Source organism: Streptomyces sp. NPDC016459 (genome assembly GCF_040632845.1).
Lineage (GTDB): Bacteria > Actinomycetota > Actinomycetes > Streptomycetales > Streptomycetaceae > Streptomyces.
In genome coordinates, this window is record NZ_JBEYCR010000003.1 from 110,187 (window position 1) to 124,199 (window position 14,013).

15 protein-coding genes are annotated in these 14,013 nt (G+C 70.9%); 11 read left to right on the forward strand and 4 right to left on the reverse strand.

Going from position 1 to position 14,013, the window contains the following annotated elements:
- Positions 1-37 precede the first annotated feature (37 nt).
- From ctaD to ABZ567_RS10680, 4 genes are all read right to left on the reverse strand, one after another.
- Positions 38-1,765, reverse strand: a complete 1,728-nt coding sequence (gene ctaD / locus ABZ567_RS10665; protein WP_360786728.1) for a cytochrome c oxidase subunit I — start codon at positions 1,763-1,765, stop codon at positions 38-40.
- 290 nt (positions 1,766-2,055) lie between these two features.
- Entirely contained in the window at positions 2,056-2,715 is a 660-nt protein-coding gene (locus ABZ567_RS10670; RefSeq protein ID WP_360786730.1) for a DUF3618 domain-containing protein, read from the reverse strand.
- Positions 2,691-3,158, reverse strand: coding sequence for a phage holin family protein (locus ABZ567_RS10675; protein WP_360786732.1), 468 nt, complete (start codon positions 3,156-3,158; stop codon positions 2,691-2,693). The genes ABZ567_RS10670 and ABZ567_RS10675 overlap by 25 nt, the downstream gene beginning before the upstream one ends.
- 2 nt (positions 3,159-3,160) lie before the next feature.
- Entirely contained in the window at positions 3,161-3,928 is a 768-nt protein-coding gene (locus tag ABZ567_RS10680; RefSeq protein WP_360786734.1) for a hypothetical protein, read from the reverse strand.
- 224 nt (positions 3,929-4,152) lie between these two features.
- Between ABZ567_RS10680 and ABZ567_RS10685 the strand changes: the two genes are divergently transcribed.
- The 11 genes from ABZ567_RS10685 to ABZ567_RS10735 all read left to right on the forward strand — a co-directional run bounded on the left by ABZ567_RS10685 (position 4,153) and on the right by ABZ567_RS10735 (position 14,000).
- Complete coding sequence (locus tag ABZ567_RS10685; protein WP_360787595.1) at positions 4,153-5,457, forward strand: PP2C family protein-serine/threonine phosphatase; 1,305 nt, start codon at positions 4,153-4,155, stop codon at positions 5,455-5,457.
- A 129-nt stretch (positions 5,458-5,586) separates the two neighbouring features.
- A complete protein-coding gene (locus tag ABZ567_RS10690) occupies positions 5,587-6,510 on the forward strand; it encodes a Rieske (2Fe-2S) protein (RefSeq protein WP_360786736.1) in 924 nt (307 codons plus the stop codon).
- Positions 6,511-6,635: 125 nt separating this feature from the next.
- Positions 6,636-7,172, forward strand: coding sequence for a metallophosphoesterase (locus tag ABZ567_RS10695; RefSeq protein WP_360786738.1), 537 nt, complete (start codon positions 6,636-6,638; stop codon positions 7,170-7,172).
- A gap of 220 nt (positions 7,173-7,392) precedes the next feature.
- Positions 7,393-8,643: an alpha/beta fold hydrolase gene (locus tag ABZ567_RS10700; protein WP_360786740.1), complete on the forward strand. Its 1,251-nt coding sequence runs from the start codon at positions 7,393-7,395 to the stop codon at positions 8,641-8,643.
- Between the two features lie 9 nt (positions 8,644-8,652).
- Positions 8,653-9,285: an MBL fold metallo-hydrolase gene (locus ABZ567_RS10705; RefSeq protein ID WP_360786742.1), complete on the forward strand. Its 633-nt coding sequence runs from the start codon at positions 8,653-8,655 to the stop codon at positions 9,283-9,285.
- A gap of 47 nt (positions 9,286-9,332) precedes the next feature.
- Complete coding sequence (locus ABZ567_RS10710; RefSeq protein ID WP_360786744.1) at positions 9,333-10,112, forward strand: exodeoxyribonuclease III; 780 nt, start codon at positions 9,333-9,335, stop codon at positions 10,110-10,112.
- A gap of 93 nt (positions 10,113-10,205) precedes the next feature.
- The gene (locus ABZ567_RS10715; protein WP_360786746.1) at positions 10,206-10,649 is read left to right on the forward strand and encodes a DUF6278 family protein; all 444 of its coding nucleotides are present in this window, start codon (positions 10,206-10,208) and stop codon (positions 10,647-10,649) included.
- 156 nt (positions 10,650-10,805) lie between these two features.
- Complete coding sequence (locus tag ABZ567_RS10720; protein ID WP_360786748.1) at positions 10,806-11,552, forward strand: amino acid ABC transporter ATP-binding protein; 747 nt, start codon at positions 10,806-10,808, stop codon at positions 11,550-11,552.
- 14 nt (positions 11,553-11,566) lie between these two features.
- Positions 11,567-12,484, forward strand: coding sequence for a glutamate ABC transporter substrate-binding protein (locus tag ABZ567_RS10725; protein WP_360786749.1), 918 nt, complete (start codon positions 11,567-11,569; stop codon positions 12,482-12,484).
- A gap of 17 nt (positions 12,485-12,501) precedes the next feature.
- Positions 12,502-13,146 (forward strand): amino acid ABC transporter permease, encoded by a 645-nt coding sequence (locus ABZ567_RS10730; protein ID WP_360786751.1) that lies wholly within the window; start codon positions 12,502-12,504, stop codon positions 13,144-13,146.
- Positions 13,143-14,000, forward strand: coding sequence for an amino acid ABC transporter permease (locus ABZ567_RS10735; RefSeq protein WP_360786753.1), 858 nt, complete (start codon positions 13,143-13,145; stop codon positions 13,998-14,000). The genes ABZ567_RS10730 and ABZ567_RS10735 overlap by 4 nt, the downstream gene beginning before the upstream one ends.
- Positions 14,001-14,013 lie beyond the last annotated feature (13 nt).

A 14,013-nucleotide genomic window follows, 5' to 3' on the forward strand; every position in this document is an offset into this window, starting at 1 on the left:
GATCCCTGGGACCCATGGCGGCTTTCGCCCCGCGTCGTCATGCTTCCCGGCCGGCGTCCGGGCCGCCATGGGTGTCCGCGCCGGGCTCGTCGATCACGTCCCGGCGCCCCGACTTGCCCGGGTCCAGCGCGGCCAGGGCGGGGTAGTTGAGATCGAAGGCCGGTGACTCGGAGCGGATCTTCGGCAGAGTGACGAAGTTGTGCCGGGGCGGGGGACACGAGGTGGCCCATTCGAGGGAGCGGCCGAAGCCCCAGGGGTCGTCGACGGTGACGCGCGGGGCGGTCCTGGCCGTCTTCCAGACGTTGTAGAAGAACGGCAGGGTGGACATGCCCAGGAGGAAGGCGCCGATGGACGAGATCGTGTTGAGGGCGGTGAATCCGTCGGCGTCGAGATAGTCCGCGTACCGCCGCGGCATTCCCTCGGCGCCCAGCCAGTGCTGGACGAGGAACGTCATGTGGAAACCGACGAACAGCGCCCAGAAATGGATTTTCCCGAGACGCTCGTCGAGCATCGTGCCGGTCATCTTCGGCCACCAGAAGTAGAACCCGGCGAACATCGCGAACACGACCGTGCCGAAGACGACGTAGTGGAAATGGGCGACGACGAAGTACGAGTCGGTGACGTGGAAGTCCATGGGCGGCGAGGCGAGGATGATTCCGGTGAGACCGCCGAAGAGGAACGTCACCAGGAAGCCGACCGACCACAGCATCGGGGTCTCGAAGGAGATCGACCCCTTCCACATGGTGCCGATCCAGTTGAAGAACTTCACGCCCGTCGGTACGGCGATGAGGAAGGTCATGAACGAGAAGAACGGCAGCAGCACCGCCCCGGTGGCGAACATGTGATGCGCCCAGACGGTGACCGAAAGGCCGGCGATGGCGATCGTGGCGCCGATGAGACCGACGTAACCGAAGATCGGCTTGCGGGAGAAGACGGGCAGGATCTCCGTGACGATCCCGAAGAACGGCAGGGCGATGATGTACACCTCGGGGTGCCCGAAGAACCAGAACAGGTGCTGCCAGAGCAGGGTGCCGCCGTTGGCCGGGTCGAAGACGTGCGAGCCGAACTGCCGGTCGGACTCCAGAACCAGCAGGGCCGCGGCCAGCACGGGGAACGCGAACAGCACAAGGACGGACGTGAGCAGCACGTTCCAGGTGAAGATCGGCATCCGGAACATCGTCATGCCGGGCGCCCGCATGCAGATGATCGTCGTGATGAAGTTGACGGCGCCGAGGATCGTGCCGAAGCCACCGAGGGCCAGTCCCATGACCCACATGTCGGCACCGACATAGGGGGTGCGCTCGCCACCGCTGAGCGGGGTGTACGCGGTCCATCCGAAGTCGGCCGTGCCCTGGGTGGTGAACACCCCTCCGAACGCGATCAGACCGCCCGTGAGGAAAAGCCAGTACGACAGCATGTTGAGGCGGGGGAAGGCCACGTCGGGCGAGCCGATCTGCAGGGGCATGATCGCGTTGGCGAATCCGGCGAAGGTCGGTGTCGCGAAGAGCAGCAGCATCACCGTCCCGTGCAGGGTGAACGCCTGGTTGTACTGCTCGGGCGACACGAGCTGCAGTCCGGGCCGCGCGAGTTCGGCCCGGATCACGAGCGCGAGCAGACCGCCGAGAATGAAGAACACGAACGACGTGATCAGGTAGAGATGCCCGATCTTCTTGTGGTCCGTCGTTGTCAACCAGTCGATGACGACTCGTCCCCGGCTTCTCCTCTTCCCGGGTACGAGGGCGGGCGCTTCCGTGGAAGTGACCATGGGAACTCCTGAAGGCCGTGGGTGGGCAAGGAGACCCTAGGTCAGAAAATGCAGAAATCCGTCCTTATGTGGGGGGAGTGGGGCAAATCGCTTCATCACACAGGGAATGACCTGCGATGTTGAACCGGCGTCGGAGATAATGCACCCGAACGGCGGTTGAGGCCTCACCGGTCCCGACGCGGAGGCGCCCGGCCCGCTCTCGCGGTACCGGGCGACCTCGGTCGCGGCCCCGTGACCGGGAAGCGGCCGACGACGTGGCAGCGGCCGTCAGAAGTGACGGCCCAGACCTGTCACCTGTCGTTCGTGGAGATCGAGCGCACCTCCCCGGCGGTGTCCTGCCCGATCCGGCGCATGTCCTGCGCGGTCTCCTGTCCCGCGGTGCGGGCGTCGTCCTTGGTGGTGGCGGCCGCGTCCTGCGCCGTGGACCTCACGGACTCCACCGCCTCCGTGACCGGCTCGCGCATCTGCTCCTTGATCTCCTGAGCCGCCTCGACAGCCGTCTCCTTGACAGGCCCGAGGAGTTCGTCGGAGTGCTCCTTCAGGTGCTGGCCGGCGCGCTCCTCGGCCTTGGTCGTCGGCAGGAGAGCAGCCGCGAGCATGCCCGCGCCGAACGCCATGATGCCAGCGGCGAGAGGGCTGCCCTCGGTCCCGCGACGGGCGCGGGCGGGCGCGCTCTGCACCGTCTCGCTCACACTGCCGACGGCCCCACGCGCGGTCTCCGCGATGCTGTCGGTCGCGTGTCCCGCGCCGTCGGCGACCTGCTGTCCCCTGTCGTGAGCCGTGCCCATCACGCGCTCCTTCACATCGGTGAGTCCATGCCGTACGGAGTCGGCCTTGCGCTGCGCCATCCGGCGCGGCGTCAGGCGGTCCGCGAGGAGGTCGACGTTGCGGGCCAGGTGCGCGCGGCGGTGCTCCCGGTCACGCCTCAGCTCCTCGGGTGTCGTGCCCATCGGGTGTCCTCCTTCAATGCCTCGACGGTGTGCTCGGTGGAGAGGTTCACGGTGCGGAGCCGCTTGCGTCCCGTGGTGTACAGGACGGCTCCGACCACCGCCCATACGGCGGTGACGATGAGAGCGGCCCATACGACGTCCATGACGTGGCTGAGTGCGGCGACGACCGTCAGGCTGCCGAACAGCAGGACCAGGTGTCCCGCGTATCCGGCGCCGGCGAGCATGCCCGCCGCCTTCCCGGCCTTCGTCGACTCCTCCTTGATCTCGGCCTTCGCCAGCTCGATCTCGTCCCGCACCAGCTGGGACAGATCGGTGCCGATGTCCCCGATCAGGTCCCCGATCGACGCCTCCCGCTCGCTCCGGGTGGGAGGAGGGGCCGGCGCGGCGCGGGGAGGCGCGTCGGGCGCCATGGGCGTGAACCGCTCGTGGGAGGAGATGGCCACGGTCAGATCACCTCTCCCCGCGGGCCCTCGTCGGCCCCTGGACGGTAGGGGGCCGCGGGCGTCGGCGGATAGACGGGCGGCGCCGGCGGGGTCGGCGGCGCGTGCGTCACGTGCGGCGGCTGCGACTGCCCGTACGTGTCGAGCGGATCGGCGTACGTGTCGCCGGCGCCCTGCGTCGTCGGCAGGGGTCCCTTCGGCGGGGTGGCCGCCGGGCCGGCTTCGTAACCCGCCGGATCCGCGGCGCGCGAGTCGTCGGAGCCGGAGGAGGACGCGGCGCCCACACCCTTGCCGGCGCGTGCGACGGCGAATCCCGCGAGCGCGGCACCGGCCAGGAAGAGGCCGGGCCTGCGACGGGCGAATCCCTGCAGATCACTGAGCAGCCCGTCGGGGCCACGACTCTCGAGGTGGTCGGCCACCTGGTGCCCACGGTCGGCCATCTGACGCGCGAGACCGCCCGCCGTCGAGTCCGGCTTCCCGTTCTCGCTCATGTCGCGTATCTCGGTAGCGAGCTTGCGGACGTTCTCCGCCAGGCGCTGCGTCTGTGTGCCGGCCTGGTCCTGCAACTGCTCCCGAAGCTCACCGACGAGGTCCTTCGCCTTCGCCTGGGTCTCGCCGACGACCTGTCCGGCCTGTTCCTTCGCGGTCCGGGCCACGCCCGAAGCCTTGTCCCCGATCAGGGCGGCGCTCTCGCCCGCCTTGTCCTGGGCTGTGTGTGCCACTGCCGTCGGCCTGGGTTCCTGCCGGCGGTCCGAGTCCTGGAAGTTACTCAAGGCTCCTCCTCGTCCACTGCGGCGGTCTGTCTGCCTGGTGTACTCCCCGGCGCGTACCCGGCTCGCTGGAAACAATCCTTTCTGGAGCCCTTCAGCCTGTTTCGTCTCGTGGCGCGCGATGGCGGAGACTGGGAGCGAGGGCACTCCGGTGCGTGCGGGGTGTCGACTTCGACGACGGGACGCTGCCCGTGAGCGACGAGTGCCGAGACGCCCTGGGACGCCAAATGCTGGTGGGTCTGCTGGAGGCGAGCCATCTGATGCCGCTCGAACAGCTGCCCGCGAGGACGGCGCAGTACGCCGCCCTCGCGGGCTTCCCGCAGGTGCTGATCTACCTGGCGGACCTCCAGTGGGACGTACTGCGGCTGCTGACCGGAGAGGGCCGGGACGCCGGGCAGGGCGCGCACGGCGAGGACGAGGAACTGCTGATCGAGGGCAGTGTGGCGGGGCGGGCCTTCCAGTACGGGCAGGTCATCGCCGGAGCGCCGGCCGCCGGCACGGAGGGGGGACAGTTCTGGGTCCCCCTGATCGACGGCACCGAACGCCTCGGCCTCCTGAGGGTCACCAGCACCGCCGACGACGCGCGGGCCCTGGAGGACATGAACTCCCTGGCGGCACTCGTCGCCCTGCTCGTCGACAGCAAGCGGCGCACCAGCGACTCCCACGCGCGGCTGACACGGACCCGGCCGCTGAACATCGCGGCCGAGATGCAGTGGCACCTCATGCCGCCGCGCACCTACGCCGACGGCCGGGTGGTGATCGCCGCGGCGATGGAGCCCGCCTACCGCATCAGCGGCGACGCGTACGACTACGCCACCGCCGACGACGTGGTGCACCTGTCGCTCTTCGACGCGATGGGCCACGACACCGCCGCCGGTGTGACCGCCCACCTGGCCATGGGGACCAGCCGCAACTCGCGCCGTCAGGGGGCCGGTCTCGCCGAGCTCACCGAGCGGATCGAGGAGGAGCTGATCGAGCAGTTCAGCCACGGACGCTACGCCACGGGCATCGTCGCCGACCTGGACACCCGCACCGGCGTACTCACCTGGGTCAACCGGGGCCACCACCCGCCGGTGATCATCCGCGGCGGCCGCTGGCGCACCTATCTGAAGTGCCCGCCCGCGCACCCCATGGGCACCGGTCTCGGCCTGCCCATCACCGTGTGCCGCGACCAGATGGAGCCCGGCGACCGCCTCGTCCTCTACACCGACGGCATCACCGAGGCCCGCAGGGGCGCGGAGGAGTTCGGGCTCGAGCGCTTCACCGACTTCCTCATCCGCCGGCACGCGGACGGTCTGCCCGTCCCCGAGACCCTGCGCCGACTGATGCACGCCCTGCTGGAGTACCACGACGGACGGCTGCAGGACGACGCCACCGTGCTGTTCTGCGAATGGCTCGGCCCCTCCGCGGGCGGCAGCGACGAGGCCGCGGCCCTGGCCGGCGTACCGCCCGAGTCCGCCGAGTCCACCGCACCCGCCGGGGCGCGCCGTCCGAGCGGCGGCGTGGACCGACCACCGTCGACCTGTGCGTGAGCCTGAGCCGGTCGGGCGGACCGCGTCCGCTCCCGGCAGTTTCCCCCGGGCCTGAACGGTTACCTATCGTCCATGACTCGGAAACCGGACCAAGACGGTGCAATCCCTACGAGCGCCCTACCGCGGGCGATGAGAAGCATCCTCCCCTCGGCCCAGGGCCCCGGCAGGATCCTCCGGGGCATGGACCGGCTGGAGCAGGCGAAAAGCCTGGACGGCGTCGTCGGACGACTGCGCGACGCGGTCCGGGCGCTTCCCCTCGGCTCCGGCAGGGACATCCTGCACGGCCGCTGGCTGGGCCACCCCGTCCACCCCGTGATGGTGCAGGTGCCGGTCGGCACCTGGTTCTCGGCCGCACTCCTCGACCTGATGCCGGGGCAGCGGCGGGCGGCGAGCGCGCTGATCGGCGCGGGACTCGCGGCCGCGGCCCCGGCGGCCCTGGCCGGCTGGACCGACTGGGCCGAGCTGCAGCGCCGCCAGATGCGGGTGGGGCTGGTGCACGCGGCCGCCAACCTGACCGGGGTGGGGCTCTACACGGGCTCTCTCGTGGCGCGGTACCGCGGTCGCACCGCCCTGGGCAAGGCCCTCGGTTTCGCCGGCCTGGCCGCTGTGGGCGTCGGCGGCGCGATCGGAGGTCACCTGGCCTACCGGCAGGCCTCCGGCGCCAACCACGCGGAGGCGGTGCCGGACCTGGTCGGGCCGGGGTGGCACGAGGTCGGGGAGGTCGCCGACCTTCCGGTGGGACGGCCCGTCCGGCGGCACGTGGCCGACGTCGCGGTCCTGGTCGTGCGCGAGACCGGAAACCGCGTGCACGTCCTCGCGGCCGAGTGCAGCCACATGGGCGGCCCCCTCTCCGATGGCGCGGTCGAGGACGGCTGCGTCACCTGCCCCTGGCACGGAAGCGTCTTCCGCCTGGAGGACGGCTGGAACGTGCGCGGCCCCGCGACCGCCCCCCAGCCCGCCTTCGAGACCCGCATCACCGGCGGCCGGGTCGAGGCCCGGTTGCGCGGCCCGGCGTCGCAGCACTCCGCCGCCTCCTCCCACGAAGCCGTGTGAGGCCGACGTACGCGGGGTCGGTGCGTGGCAGGTGTCACAGCGGGCCACCCCGCTCCGCCGAGCCGGCGGGGTAGGTGTCGACCGAACATGACGGCGCCGCGAGCGCAGCGCGGAGGAGGCGGGCGATGGACGACGACACGACCGGGGCGACGGCCCGCCCCGTACGGCTGCTGCTCGTCTCGGACACCCATGTGCCCCTGCGCGCGAGGCGGCTGCCCGACGAGCTGCTGCGCGAGACGGACCGGGCCGACGTCGTCCTCCACGCCGGGGACTGGGTCGACGTGGCCACCCTGGACCTCCTGGAGGAACGCGCACGGCGCCTGGTCGGTGTGTTCGGCAACAACGACGGAGCCGAACTGCGCGCGCGGCTGCCGGAGGTGGCCCGGGTCCGGTTGGGCGGCCTGCGGTTCGGCGTCGTCCACGAGACGGGGGCGGCCCGCGGCCGGGAGGCGCGCTGCGCCGCGCTCTACCCCGACCTCGACGTCCTGGTCTTCGGCCACAGCCACATCCCCTGGGACACCGAGGCGCCGGGCGGACCGCGCCTGCTGAACCCGGGGTCGCCGACGGACCGCAGGCGCCAGCCGTACTGCACGTACATGACGGCCGTGGTGGCCGACGGTGTGCTCGCGGAGGTCACCCTGCACCGGCTGCCGAAGCGCTGACCGCCCCCGCCCGCCCCCCCGCCCCGCCTCCGCCTCCGCCGACCGCCCCCGACGCAGCCCCGCCCCGCACAGGCGCCGACCGCCCCGCCTCCTCCTCCGCCGCGCAGCGGTGATCCGCTCCCGGAGTTCCGGCGACCGCGCCGTCCCCTGCCAGGACGTGACCTAGGCTGTTCCGACCCCAGCCACAGGGGCTTCGGCGAGAGATGAAAGGGTCTGGCGGGTGAGTGAGACACCGACGAACACCCTGCAATATCGCTCCGACGGGCGAGAAGACGCTCCGGTCCTGGTTCTCGGGCCCTCGCTGGGCACCACATTCCACATGTGGGACCGGCAGATACCCGAGCTCACCCGGGACTGGCGGGTCGTCCGTTTCGACCTGCCCGGGCACGGCGGCGCGCCCGCCCAGCCCTTCACCTCCGTCGCCGAGCTCGGCGACCGGCTCCTCGCCACCCTCGACGCCCTCGGCGTCCAGCGCTTCGGGTACGCCGGCTGCTCCCTCGGCGGCGCCGTCGGACTCGACCTGGCCCTGCGCGCACCCCACCGGGTCGCCTCCCTCGCCTTGGTCGCCGCCTCGCCCCGGTTCGGCACGGCCGACGAGTTCCGCCAGCGCGGCGTCATCGTCCGCGCCAACGGTCTGGAGCCGATGGCCCGCGCCGCCCCCGAGCAGTGGTTCACCTCCGTGTTCGCTGGTGCGCAGCCCGCGATCGTGGACTGGGCCGTCCAGATGGTCCGGACGACCGACCCGGCCTGCTACACCGCAGCCTGCGAGGCCCTCGCCGTGTTCGACGTCCGGGAGGCCCTGGACCGGATCGGCGTCCCCGCCCTCGTCCTCGTCGGTTCCGAGGACCAGGTCACCGGCCCCGCCGAGGCCCGGACCCTGGTCGCCGGCATCGCCGACGCCCGGCTCGCCGTCGTCCCCGGCGCCTCCCACCTCGCGCCCGTCGAGCAGCCGGCCGCCGTCACCGACCTGCTCATCGACCACTTCGCCGGCACTTCCCCCGACACCAGCGGCGCCCTGATCGTGCCGCCCCTGCCCGCGACCCCCGTGTCCGTGGCCGAGCCCGCCCCGGTCGCCGAGGCCGAGGCGGCCGGGCGACCCGACCCGTACGACCGGGGACTCGGGCTGCGCCGCCAGGTCCTCGGCGACGCCCATGTGGACCGGGCCCTCGCGGACGACCCCGACGGGGCCTTCCAGGACCTGGTCACGCGCTACGCCTGGGGCGAGGTCTGGAGCCGCGAGGGCCTCGACCGGCGTACCCGTAGCGTCGTCACCCTGACCGCCCTCATCGCCGGGGGCCACCGGGAGGCTCTCGCCGACCACACCCGCGCCGCCCTCCGCAACGGTCTGTCGGCCGAGGAACTGCGGGAGATCGTGCTCCACGCGGGCGTGTACTGCGGCCTTCCCGCCGCCGACACCGCGCTCCGCGTGGTGGCCCGCGTCGTCGAGGAGGAGACCACGCCCCCGGCGTAACCTGACCGCGTGAAGCTGACGAAGAAGTCCCACGCCTGCGTGCGGCTCGAGAAGGACGGGCGGACGCTCGTCCTCGATCCCGGCATGTTCACCGAGGAGGACGCGGCTCTCGGAGCGGACGCCCTCCTCGTCACGCACGAACACCCCGACCACTTCGACACGGGCCGCCTCCGCGCCGCCCTGGAGATCAATCGGGCCGCCGAGATCTGGACGCTGCGGAGCGTCGCCGAACAGCTCTCGGCGGCCTTCCCCGGGCGGGTGCACACCGTCGGGCACGGCGACACGTTCACGGCGGCCGGATTCGACGTCGAGGTCCACGGCGAGCTGCACGCGGTGATCCACCCGGACATCCCGCGCGTCACCAACGTCGGGTACCTCGTCGACGGCGCCGTCTTCCACCCCGGCGACGCGCTCACCGTGCCCGACCGGCCCGTGGACACCCTGCTGCTCCCCGTCATGGCCCCGTGGAGCAAGATCTCCGAGGTCATCGACTACGTCCGCGAGGTCAAGCCGCGCCGGGCCTACGACATCCACGACGCCCTGCTCACGGATCTCGCCCGGCCCATCTACGACCGCCAGATCGGCGCCCTCGGCGGCACCGCCCACGACCGTCTCGCCCCCGGCGCGTCCACCGAGCTCTGAGCCCGGCGGACCGCCGGTTGTCAGACCCCGCACGTAGGCTTGCGCCCATGCGCATCGCCACCTGGAACGTCAATTCGATCACCGCCCGGCTGCCCCGGCTCCTGGCCTGGCTGGAGAGCAGCGGCACGGACGTGCTGTGCATCCAGGAGACCAAGTGCACGGCCGAGCAGTTCCCCACCGAGGAGCTGCGCGCCCTCGGCTACGAGTCCGTGGTCAACGCCACGGGACGGTGGAACGGCGTGGCACTGGTCTCCCGCGTCGGCCTCGCGGACGTGGTCATGGGCCTGCCCGGCGGCCCCGAGTACGACGCGGTCGAGGAGCCCCGGGCGATCTCCGCGACCTGCGGGCCGGTCCGCGTCTGGTCGGTGTACGTGCCGAACGGCCGGGAGGTGGCCCACGAGCACTACGCGTACAAGCTGCGCTGGCTGGAGGCGCTGAAGGCGGCCGTAGCGGACGACGCGGCGGCGGAGCGCCCCTTCGCCGTCCTCGGCGACTACAACATCGCCCCGACCGACGACGACGTCTGGGACATCGCCGTCTTCGACGGCTCCACGCACGTGACGGAGCCGGAGCGGGCCGCGCTCGCCGGTCTGCGCGAGGCCGGTCTGACCGACGTGGTCCCGCGCCCCCTCAAGTACGACCACCCCTTCACGTACTGGGACTACCGCCAGCTCCGCTTCCCCAAGAACAAGGGCATGCGCATCGACCTGGTCTACGGCAACAAGTCCTTCGCCGAGGCGGTCACGGACAGCTACGTGGACCGGGAGGAGCGCAAGGGCAAGGGCGCGTCGGACCACGCGCCCGTCGTCGTCGACCTCGACGTCTAGGACGGGTCCGGCCGGCCCGCCACGGCCCTGCGGCGGTGATGATCTCCGCGCGCCGGGTGGTCGACCTGGAGGTGCCGGTGCGACGCTGTTGTGATGAACATCCCGTTTCTCGACCTCTGGCGCAAGCGGTCCGAGCCCGAGCCGGCCGACTCCCCGCTGGTCGCGGCCTTCGACCGCGACCCCGGGGGAGCGGGTGAGCTGCTCGCCGAGTGCGAGCTGCTGCGGACCCGGGTCGCGGCCGCGGGGGTGGCGCTCGACGACACCCCGCGCTCCCTGGAGGAGCTCGACCAGCTCCCCCCGAGCTGGCGTGACGATCCGGAGGAGCTGCCCTGGATCGGGAACGACGCGGGGCTCTACCTCGGCACCGTGATCGTCCGGAACGTGCCGGGTGCCCGCTGGCAGGTGTGGCCGAGCGGCGGGCCGGTGGTGCAGCTGGCCTCCGGCCGGGAGATCCAGGTCGTCGAGGCCGGTCTTGACTGGGCGGTGACGGGCTCGCCGGAGCTCTCCCAGGTGTACGCCGAGGCCGCCGAGTACTGACTCCGCGGTCCGCCCGCCGGCCGGAAGCAGCGGTGGAGCACCACCCTTCCGCAGTAAATACTGCTTTTCCCGTTTCATGCGTGTCGGGCGTGAAGTCCCTTTTCCGGTGGATAGTTTGCGCTGACTCGACCGCTGAGAAATGGGGCAGGGCAGCGTATGGCCGTCGTCGATCCGCTGATCGAACTGCGTGGCGTCAACAAGCACTACGGCACGTTGCACGTCCTCCAGTCCATCGATCTCACCGTCGGCCGCGGGGAGGTGGTCGTCGTCATCGGCCCGTCCGGATCCGGCAAGTCCACCCTCTGCCGGGCGATGAACCGCCTGGAGCGCGTCGAGTCGGGCGAGATCGTCATCGACGGACAGCCCCTCCCCGAGGAGGGCAAGGCGCTCGCCCGGCTGCGCGCCGAAGTCGGCATGGTCTTCCAGTCGTTCAACCTCTTCGCGCACAAGACCGTCCTCGCGAACGTCTCCCTCGCCCAGACCAAGGTCCGCAAGCGCAGGAAGGACGAGGCCGACCGGCGTTCGCGCGAACTCCTCGACCGGGTCGGACTCGCTTCGCACGCCGACAAGTATCCGGCGCAGCTCTCCGGCGGCCAGCAGCAGCGCGTGGCCATCGCCCGCGCCCTCGCCATGGACCCCAAGGCGCTCCTCTTCGACGAGCCGACCTCGGCCCTCGACCCCGAGATGATCAACGAGGTCCTGGAGGTCATGCAGCAACTCGCCCAGGAGGGAATGACGATGGTGGTCGTCACCCACGAGATGGGCTTCGCCCGCTCCGCCGCCAACCGGGTCGTCTTCATGGCCGACGGGCGGATCGTCGAGGACCGCGCGCCCGAGGACTTCTTCACCGACCCGCGCAGCGAGCGCGCCAGGGACTTCCTCTCCAAGATCCTCAAGCACTGAGCGGGGTGGGAACCATGCAGCGTACGCACCGGACCCCGGCCGTGCTCGCCCTTCTGCTCGCCGTGACGGCGGCGCTCACCGGCTGCGGCCGGGACGGCAGCCCGCCCGTCAAGGGCCCTCAGCCCGACCGGCTCCCCGTCTACCAGGTGCGGTCGGAATTCACCCTGCCCGACTCCAGCACCTGGGACCGGGCGAAGAAGCGCGGCCGGCTCGTCGTCGGCGCCAAGGAGGACCAGCCCTACATGGGCGAGAAGGACCCGGCCACCGGCCGCTACTCGGGCTTCGACATCGAGATCGCCAGGATGATGGCCGCCTCCCTGGGCTTCGACCCGGCCGGCATCGACTTCCGTACGATCGCCTCCGCCAACCGCGAGACCGCCCTGCAGAACGGCCAGATCGACTACTACGTCGGCACCTACACCATCAACGACAACCGCAAGAAGCTCGTCGGCTTCGCCGGGCCCTACTACCAGGCAGGTCAGTCCCTCCTGGTCCGCACCGACGAGAACGACATCACCGGCCCGCAGGACCTCGCGGGCGAACGGGTCTGCTCGGCCGCAGGGTCCACCCCGTACCAGCGGATCGAGAAGGACTACCCGAAGGCCGAACTCGTCGCCTACGACACCTACTCCGCCTGCGTGGACAACCTGCTGACCTACCAGGTCGACGCCGTCACCACCGACGACACGATCCTCATGGGCTACGCCGCCAAGGTCCCCGACGAACTCAAGGTCGTCGGGCGGCCGTTCTCGAAGGAGCCGTACGGCATCGGCGTCCCGCGCGGTGACAACGCGCTGCGGTTCGCCCTCGACGACGCGCTCGCCGTCCACGAGAAGAACGGCGACTGGAAGAAGGCGTACGACGCCACCCTCGGCCTCTCCGGAGTGCCCGCCCCGAAGCCGCCCGCCATCGACCGCTACCCGGCGAGCTGACCGGAGGAGCCTCCGACATGGACGTCCTGACCGACAACTTCTCGCTCTACGCCAAGGGATTCCTCGGCACCGTCGAACTCACCGTCTACGCCTCGGCGCTCGCCCTCGTCCTGGGCTTCCTCATGGCCTCGTTCCGCGTCGCGCCCGTCGGCTCCTTCCGGGCCTTCGGCACGGTCTGGGTCGCCGTCCTGCGCAACACCCCGCTGACCCTGCTCTTCTTCGCCGTCATGCTGGGCCTGCCCCGCTTCGGACTCGTGCTGCCCTTCCAGCTGTTCGCGGTCCTCGCGCTCGGCTGCTACACATCGGCCTTCGTCTGCGAGGTCCTCCGCTCCGGCATCAACACCGTGCCGCGCGGCCAGGGCGAGGCCGCCCGAAGCCTCGGCATGTCCTTCGCGCAGACCCTCGGCACCGTCGTCCTGCCCCAGGCCTTCCGCACGGTCATCCCGCCGATCGGTTCCACGCTGATCGCCCTCGCCAAGAACTCGGCCATCGCCGGAGCGTTCAGCGTCACCGAACTCCTGGGCACCTACAAGACGTTGAGCGAACTCGGTTACAACATCATCTGGACCTTCGTCTGGATCGCCGCCGGATACCTGATCATCACCCTCACCATCAGCGCCCTCTTCCACGTCCTGGAGAAGCGCTGGGGAGTCGCCCGATGACCGAGTCCACCGCCCTCTACGACATCCCGGGACCGCAGGCCGGACGGCGCCATCTGCTCTACGGCCTCGCGTCCACGGTGGCGATCCTCGCCCTGGCCGGCTGGATGCTGTACCTGCTGTTCGCCAACGACCAGTTCACCTCCACCAAGTGGTCGCCCTTCCTCTACGAGGGCATCCAGGAGCTGCTGCTCGAAGGACTCGCCAACACCCTCAAGGCCTTCGCGTACGCCTCGGTGCTCTCGCTGGTCCTCGGCGCGGTCCTCGCCACCGGCCGGCTCTCCGAGCACCGGGTCCTGCGCTGGATCTCGACCCTTCTCGTCGAGTTCTTCCGCGCCATGCCCGTCCTCGTGATGATCTTCTTCATCTTCGTGGCGCTCAAGGTACAGGCGCTGCCCGCGCTGGTCGCGGGACTGACCCTCTACAACGGCTCGGTGCTCGCGGAGGTCTTCCGCACCGGCATCCACGCCGTCGCACGCGGGCAGGGCGAGGCCGCGTACGCGCTCGGCATGCGCAAGACACAGGTCATGACGTACGTCCTGGTGCCCCAGGCCGTACGCGCCATGCTCCCGGCCATCATCAGCCAGCTGGTGGTGGCGCTCAAGGACACCTCGCTCGGATTCCTCATCACTTACGAGGAGTTCCTGCACGCGGGCAAGCTGATCGCCTCGAACCTGGACTACGACCTGCCGTTCATCCCGGTCGTCCTGGTCATCTCACCGATCTACATCGGGATGTGCATGCTGCTCTCCTGGTTCGCCACCTGGGTGGCCCGCAGGGAGCGCCGCAACCCGAAGACGAAGGCCGTGGACGTCGCCCCGGCCGACCCCCAGACGCTGCTGCCGGGACCGCAGTAGCGGGCGAGGAGCC